Source organism: Nocardia abscessus (assembly GCF_015477775.1).
In the GTDB taxonomy this organism is placed as follows: Bacteria; Actinomycetota; Actinomycetes; order Mycobacteriales; family Mycobacteriaceae; genus Nocardia; species Nocardia abscessus_A.
The window spans coordinates 392157-406289 of the sequence record NZ_JADLQO010000001.1; the positions used below are offsets into that span (position 1 = coordinate 392157).

8 protein-coding genes are annotated in these 14133 nt (G+C 70.3%); 7 read left to right on the forward strand and 1 reads right to left on the reverse strand.

The features are described from left to right. The first annotated feature begins 158 nt into the window (after positions 1-158). The 6 genes from IU450_RS01965 (at position 159) to IU450_RS01990 (ending at position 9654) form a co-directional block, all read left to right on the forward strand. Positions 159-1928, forward strand: a complete 1770-nt coding sequence (locus IU450_RS01965) for an Hsp70 family protein (protein ID WP_195148046.1) — start codon at positions 159-161, stop codon at positions 1926-1928. Next, positions 1921-4509 carry a LuxR C-terminal-related transcriptional regulator gene (locus tag IU450_RS01970; protein ID WP_195148047.1) on the forward strand — a complete coding sequence of 863 codons (2589 nt, stop codon included), beginning with the start codon at positions 1921-1923 and terminating at the stop codon, positions 4507-4509. Before IU450_RS01965 ends, IU450_RS01970 begins: the two co-directional genes overlap by 8 nt. Before the next feature lie 46 nt (positions 4510-4555). Continuing rightward, entirely contained in the window at positions 4556-5671 is a 1116-nt protein-coding gene (locus tag IU450_RS01975) for a hypothetical protein (RefSeq protein ID WP_195148048.1), read from the forward strand. Positions 5672-5832: 161 nt separating this feature from the next. After that, positions 5833-7191, forward strand: coding sequence for a S1 family peptidase (locus IU450_RS01980; RefSeq protein WP_195148049.1), 1359 nt, complete (start codon positions 5833-5835; stop codon positions 7189-7191). 174 nt (positions 7192-7365) lie between these two features. Then, the gene (locus tag IU450_RS01985) at positions 7366-8628 is read left to right on the forward strand and encodes a S1 family peptidase (protein ID WP_324197492.1); all 1263 of its coding nucleotides are present in this window, start codon (positions 7366-7368) and stop codon (positions 8626-8628) included. A 138-nt stretch (positions 8629-8766) separates the two neighbouring features. After that, entirely contained in the window at positions 8767-9654 is an 888-nt protein-coding gene (locus IU450_RS01990; RefSeq protein ID WP_195148051.1) for an NRDE family protein, read from the forward strand. A 70-nt stretch (positions 9655-9724) separates the two neighbouring features. On the opposite strand, the gene IU450_RS01995 is transcribed toward IU450_RS01990, so the two are convergent. After that, positions 9725-10429, reverse strand: a complete 705-nt coding sequence (locus IU450_RS01995) for a hypothetical protein (RefSeq protein ID WP_195148052.1) — start codon at positions 10427-10429, stop codon at positions 9725-9727. A 458-nt stretch (positions 10430-10887) separates the two neighbouring features. Here IU450_RS01995 and IU450_RS02000 point away from each other — a divergent pair, with 458 nt between their 5' ends. Next, entirely contained in the window at positions 10888-14043 is a 3156-nt protein-coding gene (locus IU450_RS02000) for a (Fe-S)-binding protein (RefSeq protein ID WP_195148053.1), read from the forward strand. Positions 14044-14133: the final 90 nt, after the last annotated feature.

The following is a 14133-nucleotide window of genomic DNA, read 5'->3' on the forward strand; positions in this document are numbered from 1 at the left end:
GTAATTAGGGGAATTTCCCTAAACGATCCCCTAACGAGGTAACGGCTGATGGCCAGCAACCGACAGAACGGTTGCGTCGGCAACTACAACGCCCAGCGCACCATCTCGCATACACAGCAGCGACACCGGACCAGACAGCTTTTCGAACGGGGTTCTGAATGACACAGCGCCTGGCGCTCGGCATCACTGTCGGGACGTCGAATTCGGTCGCCGTGGCGGCTACGGAAGATGGCGACGACGGCATCGGCCCGTCCGGCGGCGGTTACCTACGCTCGCATCCCAGCGTGTTGCGGCTGTCGGACGACATGGCGCCCACGCTGGGCGCGGGCGCTCGCTCCACCGGCCGCCATTCCAGTGACGTCCTGCTGGAGGGCTTCCTCGCCAGGGTCGGCGACCCGGTCGGCATCTTCGCCGAGGACGGGTCCTCGTATTCCGCGCCCGACCTGGTGGCCACCGCGATCGGCTGCCTGGTCGACGAGATCGCCGCCGAGACTGGACAAGACGCCGGCCGGGCGATGGTCGCCTGCCACCCGGCGTGGTGGTCGCGGCACACCGTCGACATCCAGCGCGACGCGCTGGAGCGAGCCGGACTCGGCGAGGTGACCCTGGTCCCGGAGCCGACCGCCGCGATCCGCTGGCTCGACGCCGCGCACGGCAGGACCGATGACGGCGCGGTGATCGTCTTCGACCTCGGGGCGAGCGGCTCGACCGTCTCGGTGGTGCGCACCGGCGAGCACGCCAGCCTGCTGGGCACGCCGCTGCGCAACACCGAGGTCGCCGGGGCGGAATTCGATCTGCTGACCATGCGCTATGTCCTGGCAAATGCCGTGCTCGCCGCGGATTTCGATCCGTTCGATCCGGTGGTGGAACGCGAATTATCGGCTTTGCGGGAGCGCTGCAGAAAAGCGAAAGAAGAGCTTTCCATAAATACCGCGACGGTTGTTCCGGTTCGGGTCGACCCCGCGGATCCGCACGGCAGCACCGTGCGGCTGGTACGCGGCGAACTGGAAGACCTGCTGCGCGGACCGCTGTTGAGCTCGATCGACCTGATCCGCGACGCGGTGCACCGGGCGGGTCTGGACATCGGCGATGTCGGCCGCGTCCTGCTGACCGGAGGCGGCGGCGCCATCCCGCTGGTCGCCGAACTGATCTCCTCCGAGTTCGGCTTGCCCGTCGTGGCGGCTCCCGACCCGGAGCACACCACGGCACGCGGCGCCGCACTGCTGGCGGCCGACCTGCTCGCCGCCGAGACCGATCAGCTCCCCATTGTCGACCCGGGCGTCGAGGACGAAACCGTGCCGCAGCCCAGAGCGCTACCCTCCTCGGGTCTGGCGGCCTTGCCCGAGGACCAACCCGCGCGCCGTCGCGCGCCGATCAGCAGGCGGCACATCGCGGTGGTGGCGGGCGTCGCGGTCGCCATCGGCCTGCTGACCACCGGAACCCTCGCCATGGGCACCGGCATCCAATCCGGCCCGAGCAGTCCCGCCTCGACCGAACAGTCCCCGACCGGCGCCGCACAGGTCGCCGCGACGACCGGAGCGCAGACGGGCGACCCGTCCGCGCCGTCCGGGGTCGCCGCCACGGACTCCGCCGGCGCCACCGGCCGACCGAAAACCGAGGCGCCTCGAAGCGGCTCGCCCTCGTCCCCGGCCCCGGGCACCACCGTGGCCGTGGCGAACAGCGAGCCGAGTGCCGATCAACCCGCCCCCGCCCCGGCGGACTCCCCGGCGCCGCAACCCGCGCCGCAGCCGCAGCCTTCTCCCGCTCCCGCTCCCGCACCGCCGCCGACCAACCCGTCGCCCCCCACCCAGCAGCAGCCGCGCCCCACGCCACCGAGCGCGCCCAGCCTGCCCACCGGCGTGCTCGGCGACCCGCTCGGCACGGTGCTGCGCGCTCCCGGGGAGATCCTGGGAGGCTCCGGTGGCTGATACCGCCTTCGACACTCTCCCGTGCGCCCGCGACATCTTCCGCGAGTTGGACTCCACCGACGACCAGCCGGTGGTCTACCTCATCCGCGGCCGCTCCCAAACCGGCAAGTCGACCTTGCTCGCGGAGATCCGGGCTCGTCTTCGCGCCCGGGGCATCCCACTACAGGACGACACCGCCGCCCTCCAGCACGCGCACGCGCGCAACGGCTCGCACACGGCGACCCGCACGCCGATCGCCGGGGCCACGGCAGGCGTGACGACCGAGACCGCCCGCCCGGCTCTGATCATCGACAACGCTCATACGCTCGGCCGGCTCGATCTGGAATACCTCTGCGCCGCCGTGGAATCCGGGCACCGCACCGTGGTGGTCGCCGCCCAGCCGCGCCCGCACGACCCGCGGCTGCGGATGCTCGCGGAGGCGGTCGCCCGGCGCGGTCGCGTCGTGGACCTGCGCCCGCTCGGCGTCGCGGACATGGCGCCGTTCGCCAGGGAGCTGGGCATGATGGTGCCGCGCCAGGTCGCTCAGCACATCCACGTGCAGACCGCGGGTATCCGCGGCGGCGTGGTGGCCGCGCTCACGGCGGCCTGCTCGGCGCGTCTGGACGCGGGCATCACGGCGGTCGACACGGCGGTCGCCGCGTGGGCGCGCGGGTTGCTGGACAACCTCGAGCCCGACCTGCTGGAGACCCTGGTCGTCGCCACCACGGGAACGGGTCTGGATTCCACCGAGCTCACCGAGGTGCTCGGCGTGGAGCATGGCGTCGCGCAAGAACTCATCGACCGCGCCAGGGCCAGTGCCCTGGTGACCGATGCCGACCTGCTGCTCGAACCCGCCGTCGCCCCGCTGCGCACGCTGCTCGGCGATCGCAGGTTCGTCGCGGTCGAGCGCCGTTTGCTCGGCGCCCGGCTGGAGGCGGGCCTGCTGCGTGACCGCACCGCACTGCAGTTGGCCGAGTCCGGCGTCCGCGACCCGCGGCTGGCCGATTTCCTCGTCACCGCCGCGGAGCAGGCCGGTCGCGAAGCGGTTCGCTACTACGCCGCCGCGGCCGCCGCGGGGGCCGAACTCGATCCGATCGCGCTGCGCTGGGCCGAGGCGGCCGCGCGGACCGGCGACGGCGACACCGCCATGCGGCTGGCCGAGCCGATGCTGGCACGTGCGGGCAGCACGGGCGCCGAGCTCGCCACAGCCGTGCGGATCTGCGCCGCGGTGCTCACCCGCCGCGGACTGGTGGGGCGCGCGGCGCAGCTGTACACCTGGCTCGGCGGCGACCGGGTGGGCCCGGACTGGGCGGTCGGCGCCACGGTGCTGTGCCTGGCGGGTGACGTGGCAGGCGCCGGGGAGATGTCGTCCTCGTCGACGCAATGGCCCCCTACCGAGGCGGGGGCGCACGCGCGGGTGATCGCGACCGCGCTCGCGGACACCATCGCACCGGGCAACAGCACCGCTGCGGCGGTATCGGCGCTGGTACAGGCCGCGCACGCGGACGCGGGCGTGGACCGTTTCCTGCCCTGCACGGCGGCCTCGATCGCCACGATGCTCTCGCTCGGCACCGGTGAGCCGCGCCGCGCCCAGGACGCCTTGCGGCGGGCCACCGCGAGCGGGCTGCGCTGCCACCAGCTCGACGTGCTGGCGGCCTGGACGGCGATGCTCGGCGGCGACGAGCGCGCCGCCGCCGCCACGGTGGCCACGCTGGACCACGACCAACTCGACGTCCGCGACCGGTTGCTCGCCCACGGTGTCGCGGTGGGCTTGGGCCGGCGCAGCGGCGACCACACCGCGCTGGCCCGCGCGTGGCAGGCGGCGTATCCGCTGTTCGACGACGTACAGGCCGACCTGCTCGCGCTGCTGCCGATCGGCGAGCTGTGGCTGGCCGGTATCCGGATGCGGGACGAACGGCGGATCGCGCCGCTGGTGGACGCCGCGCTCGCGCTGCTGCGCCGGTTGAACGATCCGCCCGCCTGGTCCAACGCCTTCCACTGGTACGGCGTGCAGGCCGCGATCGCGCACGAAAGTCCCGAGGAACTGCTGCCGCACGCGCGAGCGCTGAAAGCGGCGGCCGAAGCGGGTGACCGGCACGCCGCCGTGCTCGCCGACGCAGGCCGCACCTGGGTGCTCGTACTGCGCGGCCAGGTCGCGACCACGCCGGTGCACGCGGCGGTCGCCGCACTCACCGAGATCGGCATGACCTGGGACGGCGCCCGGCTGGCCAGCGAGGCGGCGCTCGCCGCGGCCGACTCCACGACCGCCACCGCGCTGCTCAAACTGGCCCGCACGGTCCGCGCCGACGCCCGGCCGCAGGAGCCGCAGGCCCGGCCGTCCACACCGGTCTCGCACAACGGCGACGCTCCCCCGCCGGCGCCCGCGCCGCCGCAGGCCGCGATCCTCAGCGAACGGGAACGCGAAGTCGCCGAGCTGGTTCTGCTCGGGCTCACCTATCGCGAGATCGGTGCGCGCCTGTACATTTCCGCGAAGACGGTCGAGCATCACGTGGCGCGCATTCGACGCCGGGTCGGTGCCCGTTCCCGTTCGGAGTTATTGTCGATGCTCCGCGCCATGGGACACGGCTCGCTTCTGGTGTGACCGGGTGCGGTTCCGTCAGCGGAAACGCCGAAGCGAGGTAGGTGAGATGGCCACTGGGGTTGGCCTGCGCGTCGCCGAGGACGCGTGCACTGCGGTGATCGTCACCGATGGCGACGAGGAACCGCGGTACATCGTCCGTGAGTCGATCCTGCACATGTCCGAAGACGGTGACGCCGAACTGGGCGGTCCCGCACCGGCCGGGCACGCGCATTCGATCACCGGATTCGTGCCCGCCGTCGGTGACCCGGCGGGCATCTCGGTCGACGACGGCGAGGCGTACCGCGCCGAAGACCTCGTCGCGACCGCCCTGTTCTGCCTGATCAACCTGGCCGCCGAGCATCTCAGCGGTCCGGCCGAGTTCTACGCGACGCATCCGGCCGATTGGACCGCCGAGCACGTGCGGTCACTGCGTGACGCGCTGGACTACCTCGGTCTGCGCTCGGTGCTGCTGGTCAGCGAGGGTGAGCTGCCCAGCGCCGAAACCGGTGCGGGCGGTGACTCGTTCGCCTACGACGCGGCCCGCGGCGCGCTGGCGGCCGTGCTGGCCACCCCCGCGGGCGCCACCCCGCCGGACCCGTCCACCGCGGAGAACTCGACGGTGGACACCATCGTCATCCCGGCGGTGCCGAGCACCGAGGCGCAGCCGCAGGCGTATTCGGCGGCCTTCCCGATCGCCGAGCCGATCGGGGCCGTGGCCGCGGAACCGGAGCCGTCCGAGAAGCCAACGCAGGCAGCGGTTCCCGTGAAAGATCCGAGGCGCATGCCGTTGCTGATCGCAGGCGCCGCCGTGATCGGGTTGGTGCTCGGCGGCATCGTGGTGGCCCTGCTGTTCCGCGACAGCGGCGAGACACCGGTGCCGCCGCTGCCCGACGCACAGTCCGAGCAGACGTCGGTCCCCGCCCCGCCCCTGCCTCCGGTCGCGTCCGCGACGACGCCCACCACCACCGAGCCGCCCGAGCCGCCGGTGGTGATCACCGAGACCACCACACCGGAGACCACCACGCCGCCCCCGCCCACCAGCGAGCCGCCGTCCACCACCACGACGCCGCCCACCACCACCCGTTCTTCGACGGTGCGCAGCACGACGACAACCGGGTACCCGTTCCCGCAGCTACCGCAGATTCCCACCATCCCCGGAATGGGAATACCGAGTAGTCGGTGATTAGTAGCGTCCTTCCCGGGTTTGTGGCCTAGAGTGTTGCGCTGACCGGGTTGTCGGATGAATTCCCTCACCGGTCGGTTGCTGGACGAAGACTGTGCGCCAACGGATTCTGCCCGTGGCCACGGATTTAGCTGGCACGTGCGTGCCGACGAAGGGACTTCATGCGCAAGTTGGTGGCGCGTCGCGCCGCGGTCAAGGCTGTCGCCATCGCTTCGACCGTTCTCCTGGCTCCCTTGTTCGGCACGACGACCGCAGCGGCGGTCCCGGACGCGCCCGCGCAACTCGCCGCGGACAATCTGCCACCGGAACTGGTGCAGGCCATCGCGCGGGATCTGCAGATGACCCCGACGGAATACCTCGACCGCGCCGCGCGCGCCCAGCAGCTGCGCGACTACGCGCGCGACTTCCGTTCGGAGCGACCGGATTCCTACGCGGGCGCCTGGATCGGCGCCGACGGCAAGCCCGTCGTCGCGGTCACCTCACTGGACGCCGCCAAGATCGCCGCGGCCGACGGCTACCAGACCAGGCTCGCCCCGGTGTCCGCGGACAGCTTGGAGACCTCGCTGGTGCAGCTCAACCAATGGGTCACCGGCCTGCCGCGCGAGATCTCGCAGACGATCAACTCCGTGGCCATCGACTTCCTGAACAGTCAGCTGGTGCTCAGCGTCGCCAACACCCCCGCGGGTCACATGCTCAACCTGCCGACCCTGCTGGCGAACATCAAGGTCATCCTGTCGCCGAACAACGGAGGCCCGGTCGAGCGCAGGCCGATGGGCGGCGACACCTACATCAGCGCGCCCGGCCCGCTCGCCGACTCGTCGCTGCGCGCCGTCGACGTGTGCTCGTTCGGGTTCAACAGCATCGACGCGTCCGGCAACGCGCTGAACATCAGTGCGGGCCACTGCGATCCGAACCTGGGCAAGGGCAACCAGGAGGCCGGCGTCTACCTGCCCAACGTCCGGGACATCCCGGCCAGCCCGGAGCTGGGCACCTTCGTGCGCGCCTCGCTGGGCGGGCAGTCCGCGCTGGACTACTCGGTGATCAAGCTGAACGAGCGCGCGGTGCGTGCGGGCATGGACCAGCCCTCGGTGCGCGGCGCCAACGGCACCACGCTGGCGATTACCGGCACCGCCGACCCGATCACCGGCGCCCCGGTGTGCAAGTCCGGCCAGTCGTCCACCTTCACCTGTGGCTTCGTCGTGGCCGACCGGGTGGAGACCCAGCTCTACACCGCCGAGGGCGAGAGCAAGACCGTGCGCGGGTTCGCCAGCTCGGCCTGCACGCTCGGCGGCGACAGTGGCGGCGCGATCGTGTCCGGCACGCTGGCGCTGGGCATCACCAGCGGTTCCAACGCCGCGGACGCGCCGAACTGCAACGAGGCCAATATCGCCCTCGCCCAGTACGGCGGCACCGCTTCGCTCGGCATCCCGATCCGGGCGATCCTGGCCGATGTCGACGCCTCTTCCGGGGGCGGGATCGGCAGCGGCATCGCCGTGCGCACCAGGCCGAACGCGGGCTGAGCGCGCGCCGGAAGATGTGGTGATCCGCATATCCTCGGTCGACGGGCTATGAGGGAGTCGAGAACCACTAGATGAGTAGGCATACCGCGCGAAACCCCATATAGTCTGCTCATGCTCCTGCCACGTATAGGTCCTCTTCGATCAGCTGCGCGACAGACCGGAATCCGAAAAACAGTGATCGCCGCCTCGGCGGCGATACTGCTGTTCGGGCCCACGGCGGCAGTTGCGACGGCGGAACCCGACCAGGCTCCCGGCCTCCCCGCCGAACTGGTCGCAGCGGTGACCCGCGATCTGAAGATCTCGCCCGCCGAGTACCTGCACCGCGCGGAGCTGGCGCAGCAGGTGGCCGCGTTCGCCACCACCGTGCAGCGGCAGTACCCGTCGGTGTTCGCCGGCTCCTGGCTGGACGACGCGGGCAAGGCGGTCGTGGCGCTGGCACAGGGCCCCGGCGCCGAGGAGGCGAAGAAGGCCGCCGAGTCGGCCGGTTTCGAGGTCCGCAACGTCGCCAAGAGCGAAGCGGCCCTGCGTGGCGAGAAGAGCGCCTTCGAGCGGTGGCTGGAGGGCCAGCCCGAGGCGGTGCGATCGCTGGTGCGCGGCGCGGTGGTGGACACGGTGAACAACGCGATCGCGGTGCGCGTCGACCAGGCCGGCCTGCCGATGCCGAACTTCATCGACCCGGCGCGCGTCATCGTGATGGCCCCGCCGGTGGCGGGCGAGCAGGGCACCCTGCAGGCCGGTGAGATCGCCGGTGAGGCGCGCGGCCCCCTCGCGGGCGGCGACGGCTACGCCTCGGTCGCCGGACGCAGCTCGCTGCGTTGCTCGCTCGGCTTCAACGGCACCGACCGCAACGGCAACACGGTGAACATCACCGCGGGCCACTGCAACCCCGACATCCCGTCCGCGGGCAGCGGCAACGCCGCCGGCGTCTACGAGATGAACGGCGAGCGCCTCGGCGCGCAGCTCGGCGTCTTCCAGAAGTCGGTGCTCGGCGAGCAGGACTACTCGATCATCCGGGTCAACGACCAGGCCAAGGACCGCTTCGCCAACAACGGCGTCCGGGCGCCCGGCGCGGCTCCGATCGCGGTCGACGGCGTGGCGACCCCGGTCGTCGGCGCTCCGGTGTGCAAGTCCGGTGCGCGCACCGGCTTCAGCTGCGGCGTGGTCAACGCCGTCGACCAGACCGTGCAGGTCGGCGACCGGGAGCTCACCCAGAGCTTCTCGGCCAACATCTGCGCGCTGCCCGGTGACAGCGGCGGCCCGATCGTCACCGGCCGCTTGGCCCTCGGCATCTCCAGCGCGTCGTCGGTGGCGGATTACCCGATCTGCGAGATCCCGAATCTGATCGGCGCCCTGACGGGTAACGTGCCGCAGCTGTTCGCGCAGCCGGTGCACGTGGTGCTCTCCGACAACCCGGGGCTGCGCGTACGCACCAACTGACAGCAGGAACGCGAAAGGCCGACAGCCATTGAGCTGTCGGCCTTTTCGCCGTCTCAGGGGCTTTCCACTGCCCTTACGCGGCCCCCTGTGCGGGAAACGCCGCATGCGGGGCGGTACCGGTCCGGCATGCTGGTCGGCATGTGTTTGGTGTTGATCGGCTGGCGCGCACACCCGGACTACCGGTTGATCGTGGCGGCCAACCGGGACGAGTTCTACACCCGGCCGACCGAGTCCATGCGCTGGTGGCCGGAAGCGCCCGGTCTGCTGGCCGGACGCGATACCGGCGCCGTCGGCCGTGCCGCGGGCGAGCCTCCCGGCACCTGGCTGGGGCTGAGCACCCACCCGCACGGCGACAATCGCTTCGCCGCGGTCACGAATGTGCGCAATCCCGCCGATCAACGCGCCGACGCCCGTTCCAGGGGGGCGCTGCTGATGGACTTCCTGCGCGGGGCCTCCGACCGCGGTCCGGCAGGCGAGTTCCCCGGACCGGAGAAGTACGTCCTCGACGTCGCCACCGCGCCCGACGACTACAACGGCTACAACCTGGTGGTCTCCGACCTGCGCACGCTGTGGTGGCATTCCAATCGCAGCGCCGCCGAACCACGCGAGTTGAATCCGGGCTTCCACGGCCTCTCCAACGGCACGTTCGTCACGTCCGGAGGTCCGACCCTGGCGGACGCGGATTTGACCGCGCCACAGCCCATCTGGCCCAAAGTCCGGGCCGGGGTGACGGAACTGCGCGAGGTCGTGCAGACCGAGCCCGGTGCGGTGGACCGCTACTTCGAAGTGCTGGCCGACCGCACCGAAGCCCCCGACGAGCTGTTGCCGCGGACCGGGGTCCCGGACGAGATGGAGCGGGCGCTCTCGGCGAGGTTCGTCGCGCACACCGTGCACGGCACCAGAGCGAGCACGGTGCTGGTCGTCGGTGAGGACGGGACGTTCGAGATGGTCGAGCGCTCGTTCGGCAGGCTGGGCGAGGAGCTGGGTGAGGTCGTCGTCCGCGGCCTGCTCGATCTCACCGGGTAAACGACCGGCGGCCCGCCCTCCGAGGAGAGCGGGCCGCCGATGTTCTGACGAGCAGGGTCGGACCGAAGGCTTACTTCGGCTTGTCCGCCCACTTCGTGGTGCCTTCCGGCGCCTGCAGCGTGTTGATCAGGTCGATGCCCGCGACGGCCAGCATCGGGCCACCGACGGCAACGGTGCCGAGGATGCCGCCGATACCCGCGCCCGCGATCGCGGCCGGGATGCAGCCGACGCCGAGGAACGGGAGGCCGAGGATGCAGCCGATCACCGCACCGCCGATGACACCGACGGCGGTGCCGAGGAAGCCGCCGACCGCGGTCGCGATGCCGAACTGGCTGGCGAACTCGTTCTGCGCGCGCTGGTTCTCGATCGGCGAGGCGATCGGCTGCGCGACGACGTTGACCGCGTTGGCCGGCTTGTCCTTGGGCACGGTGACGCCCTGCTCAGGCGTCAGCTCGAGCACCGTGTCGTCTTCCTTCACGACCGGCTTCACCGGAACGACGGTGTCGGCGACCTTGAAGGCGATCGGCAGCGTGAGGACCGCGTTGCCCTGCGAGTCCTTGATCCGGTAGACGTCGTCTTCCTTGACGTCCTCGGAAGACTTCGCCAGTTCGAACGTGCCCCCCTTGAGCGTCGTCACGACGGTCTTCTCCACCAGCTTGACCGAGTACCGGATGGGGTCAGCGGCCGGCTCGGCATCGGCATGGGCGGTCACCGATCCGATGGTCATCGCACCGATGACCATCGCGGCCGCCGCGGTGGTTCTGCGGAGTTTCATTCAGTTTCCAATCCATCATCAGGTCGTACGTTGCCGCTGGTCTTCAGCACGCGAGAGCTCTATCCAGCAAATCCGGGTGGTCGGCTCCGGATCCTCCCCGAGCAGTGTGAAGACAGTCGCAGCTAACAGAACGTCGTGAGCCTAATAGAACGCCGCGTTTTAAGCGAGATCCCTTATCAGCCATGGGGACTAAGCCAATCCTTACCGACTGGACGGGATGCTTGGCCGTTTACGGTGGTGATCGGCCACCCACCAGTGGGATCGGTGCGAATTACTGTGAGATTGATCACAGGTAAATAGCGGGTCAAGCCCCAGCATATGGGGCTATAGCCGAAAAGCCGATCGTACGATGGACATGGTTGTTACTGGCGGGTAACTTACCTCCGGTTAGGATACGAGCGAACCGAGCGGTAGCGAACGCAACCGCACCCGGGGTGCCTCTAAAGAAAGGTCGCGACATGAATGCCCTGACAGTGACGCTGGGCACGATTGGGGCGGCGCTCAGCCTTCTGTGTTGGGCGTCGTTCATCGGCGGCGTCCGCAATATCGCGCGCGCCATCATGATCGGACAGCCGGCGCCGGACCGTTGGCGGCCCTTCTTCCCGCGCTTCAAGCAGATGCTCGTGGAGTTTCTCGCGCATACGCGCATGAACAAATTCCGCACCGTCGGCTGGGCGCACTGGCTGGTGATGATCGGCTTCATCGGCGGCGCGATGCTGTGGTTCGAGGCGTACGGGCAGACCTTCGACCCGGCGTTCCACTGGCCGATCATCGGCGACCTCGCGATCTACCACCTGTGGGACGAGATCCTCGGCATCGGCACCGTGGTCGGCATCGTGACGCTGATCGTGCTGCGTCAGCTCAACCACCCCCGGTTGCCGGAGCGCCTTTCCCGGTTCAGCGGTTCCAAGTTCGGCCCGGCCTACGTCATCGAGGCGATCGTGCTGCTCGAGGGCCTGGGCATGGTCTTCGTGAAGGCCGGCAAGATCGCCGCCTACGGCCACGCCAACCCGGCCACCGATTTCTTCACCATGCAGGTGGCGAAGCTGCTGCCCGCGAACACCACCATGGTGGCGCTGTTCGCCTTCGTGAAGCTGATGTCCGGCATGGCGTTTCTGTACTACGTCGGCCGCAACGTCACCTGGGGCGTGGCCTGGCACCGCTTCTCGGCGTTCCCGAACATCTACTTCAAGCGGGAAGAAGACGGCGGTGTCGCGCTGGGCCCGGCCAAGCCGATGATGTCGAAGGGCAAGCCGGTCGACATGGAGACCGCCGACCCGGACACCGACACCTTCGGCGCGGGCCGGATCGAGGACTTCTCCTGGAAGGGCTGGCTGGACTTCACCACCTGCACCGAGTGCGGCCGCTGCCAGTCGCAATGCCCCGCCTGGAACACCGGCAAGCCGCTGTCGCCCAAGCTGCTGATCATGTCGCTGCGCGACCACGGCTACGCCAAGGCCCCCTACCTGCTGGCCGGCGGCCGTAAGGATATGGGCGGCGACGAGGTCGGCCTGGTCGACGCCGAGGGCAACCCGGACGAGGCGAAGCTGGCCAAGATCGCCGAGGCCGCAAAGGCCGAGGCGGAGCGCCCGCTGGTGGGCGGCGCGGACGTCAACGGCATCATCGATCCCGAGGTGCTGTGGAGCTGCACCACCTGTGGCGCGTGCGTCGAGCAGTGCCCGGTGGACATCGAGCACGTCGACCACATCATCGACATGCGCCGCTACCAGGTGCTGATCGAGTCGGAATTCCCCTCCGAGCTCGCGGGCCTGTTCAAGAACCTGGAGAACAAGGGCAACCCCTGGGGGCAGAACGCCAAGGACCGGCTCAACTGGATCAACGAGCTCGATTTCCAGATCCCGGTCTTCGGTCAGGATGCCGACAGCTTCGACGGCTACGAGTACCTGTTCTGGGTCGGCTGCGCGGGCGCCTACGAGGACCGCGCCAAGAAGACCACCAAGGCGGTCGCCGAGCTACTGGCCACCGCGGGCGTGAAGTTCATGGTGCTCGGCGCGGAGGAGACCTGCACCGGTGACTCCGCCCGCCGCGCGGGCAACGAGTTCCTGTTCCAGCAGCTGGCGCAGCAGAACATCGAGCTGCTGAACTCGGTGTTCGAAGGCGTCGAGGATCGCAAGAAGAAGATCGTCGTCACCTGTGCGCACTGCTTCAACGCGTTGAACAACGAGTACCCGCAGGTCGGCGGCAGCTACGAGGTCGTGCACCACACCCAGCTGCTCAACCGCCTGGTGCGGCAGAAGCAGCTGATCCCGGTGGCCTCGGTGTCGCAGAACGTCACCTACCACGACCCCTGCTACCTGGGTAGGCACAACAAGATCTACAACGCGCCGCGTGAGCTGATGGCCGCGTCCGGCTCGAACCTGGTCGAGATGCCGCGCCACGGCGAGCGATCCATGTGCTGTGGCGCCGGTGGCGCGCGGATGTGGATGGAAGAGCAGCTCGGCAAGCGCGTCAACATCGACCGGGTGGACGAGGCGCTGACCACCTCGCCCGCCAAGATCGCAACCGGCTGCCCGTTCTGCCGAGTGATGCTCACCGACGGCGTCACCGCGCGCCAGGAGAAGGGCGAAGGCGAAGGCGTCGAGGTGGTGGACGTCGCGCAGCTCATGCTGGACGCCATCGAACGCGTCGAGCCCGCGGTGCTGACCGAGAACCTGACCGTCATCCAGGAGCCGAAGGCGCCCGTGGCCGAACCCGAGCCGGAGCCCGAACCCGCCCCGGCCGCCGAGGCCACCGCACCGGCCAAGGCAGCCCTCACGGGTGGCGGTCTGGCCATGAAGGGCCCGGCGAAAGCGCCCGGCGGCGGTCTGGCCATGAAGGGCGCCAAGGCGCCCGGTGGCGGCGGTCTCGGTATGAAGGGCGCCGCCAAAGCGCCCGGCGCGAAGGCTCCGGCAGCGGAACCGGCGGAGACCGAGGCCACCTCGGCGCCTGCCGCTCCGGTCAAGGGCCTCGCCATGAAGGGCCCGGCCAAGGCGCCTGGTGGTCTGGGGATGAAGGGCGCGGCGAAGGCGCCCGGCGCCAAGGCCGCCGCGGCCCCGGCCGCCGAAGCCACGGCCGAGGCTCCGGCAGCCGAAGCTCCCGAGGCCAAGCCGGTCAAGGGGCTGGGCATGAAGGGTGGCGCCAAGGCGCCCGGTGGCGGTCTCGCCATGAAGGGCGCGGCGAAGGCGCCCGGCGCGAAGGCGCCGGCCGCGGACGCGGCGGCGGCCGAGGCGTCAGCGGCTCCGGCTGCGGCTGCGGCTGCGGCGATCGCCGAACCTGCCGCCGCGGAGCCGACCGAAACCGAGCCGACCGAAACCAAGCCGACGGTGCCCGCCAAGGGCTTGGCCATGAAGTCCGGCTTCAAGCGGCCCGGCCCCAAGGCGCCCGGCAAGGCGGCCCCGGCCGAACCTGCCACCACGGCTGCGGCTCCCGCGGCGGAAACTCCCGCGGCGCAGCCCGAATCCGCGGCGGAAACTCCCGCGGCCGAATCCGCGGCCGAGCCGGAGCAATCCAACGGCGAAAGCGGCAACGGCCGGCACGAGGTCGCGCCGCCCGCCGCCAAGCCGGGTGGCCTCGGCTTCAAGTCCGGCGCCAAGGCGCCGGGTCGGAAGAACTAGCCCCGACGTCGGCGATAAGAGCCCGGGTCCTTCGGACCTGGGCTCTTTCGTTTCCAGCCCTCGCAACGAGAGTCACGGCATGCGGGCGAG

Excerpts from the sequence above, each read along its gene's own strand:
- IU450_RS01980 (WP_195148049.1), top strand. The coding sequence starts at position 5,833 with ATGCGCAAGTTGGTGGCGCGTCGCGCCGCGGTCAAGGCTGTCGCCATC.
- IU450_RS01995 (WP_195148052.1), bottom strand. The coding sequence starts at position 10,429 with ATGAAACTCCGCAGAACCACCGCGGCGGCCGCGATGGTCATCGGTGCG.
- IU450_RS01975 (WP_195148048.1), top strand. The coding sequence starts at position 4,556 with ATGGCCACTGGGGTTGGCCTGCGCGTCGCCGAGGACGCGTGCACTGCG.
- IU450_RS01990 (WP_195148051.1), top strand. The coding sequence starts at position 8,767 with ATGTGTTTGGTGTTGATCGGCTGGCGCGCACACCCGGACTACCGGTTG.
- IU450_RS01965 (WP_195148046.1), top strand. The coding sequence starts at position 159 with ATGACACAGCGCCTGGCGCTCGGCATCACTGTCGGGACGTCGAATTCG.
- IU450_RS02000 (WP_195148053.1), top strand. The coding sequence starts at position 10,888 with ATGAATGCCCTGACAGTGACGCTGGGCACGATTGGGGCGGCGCTCAGC.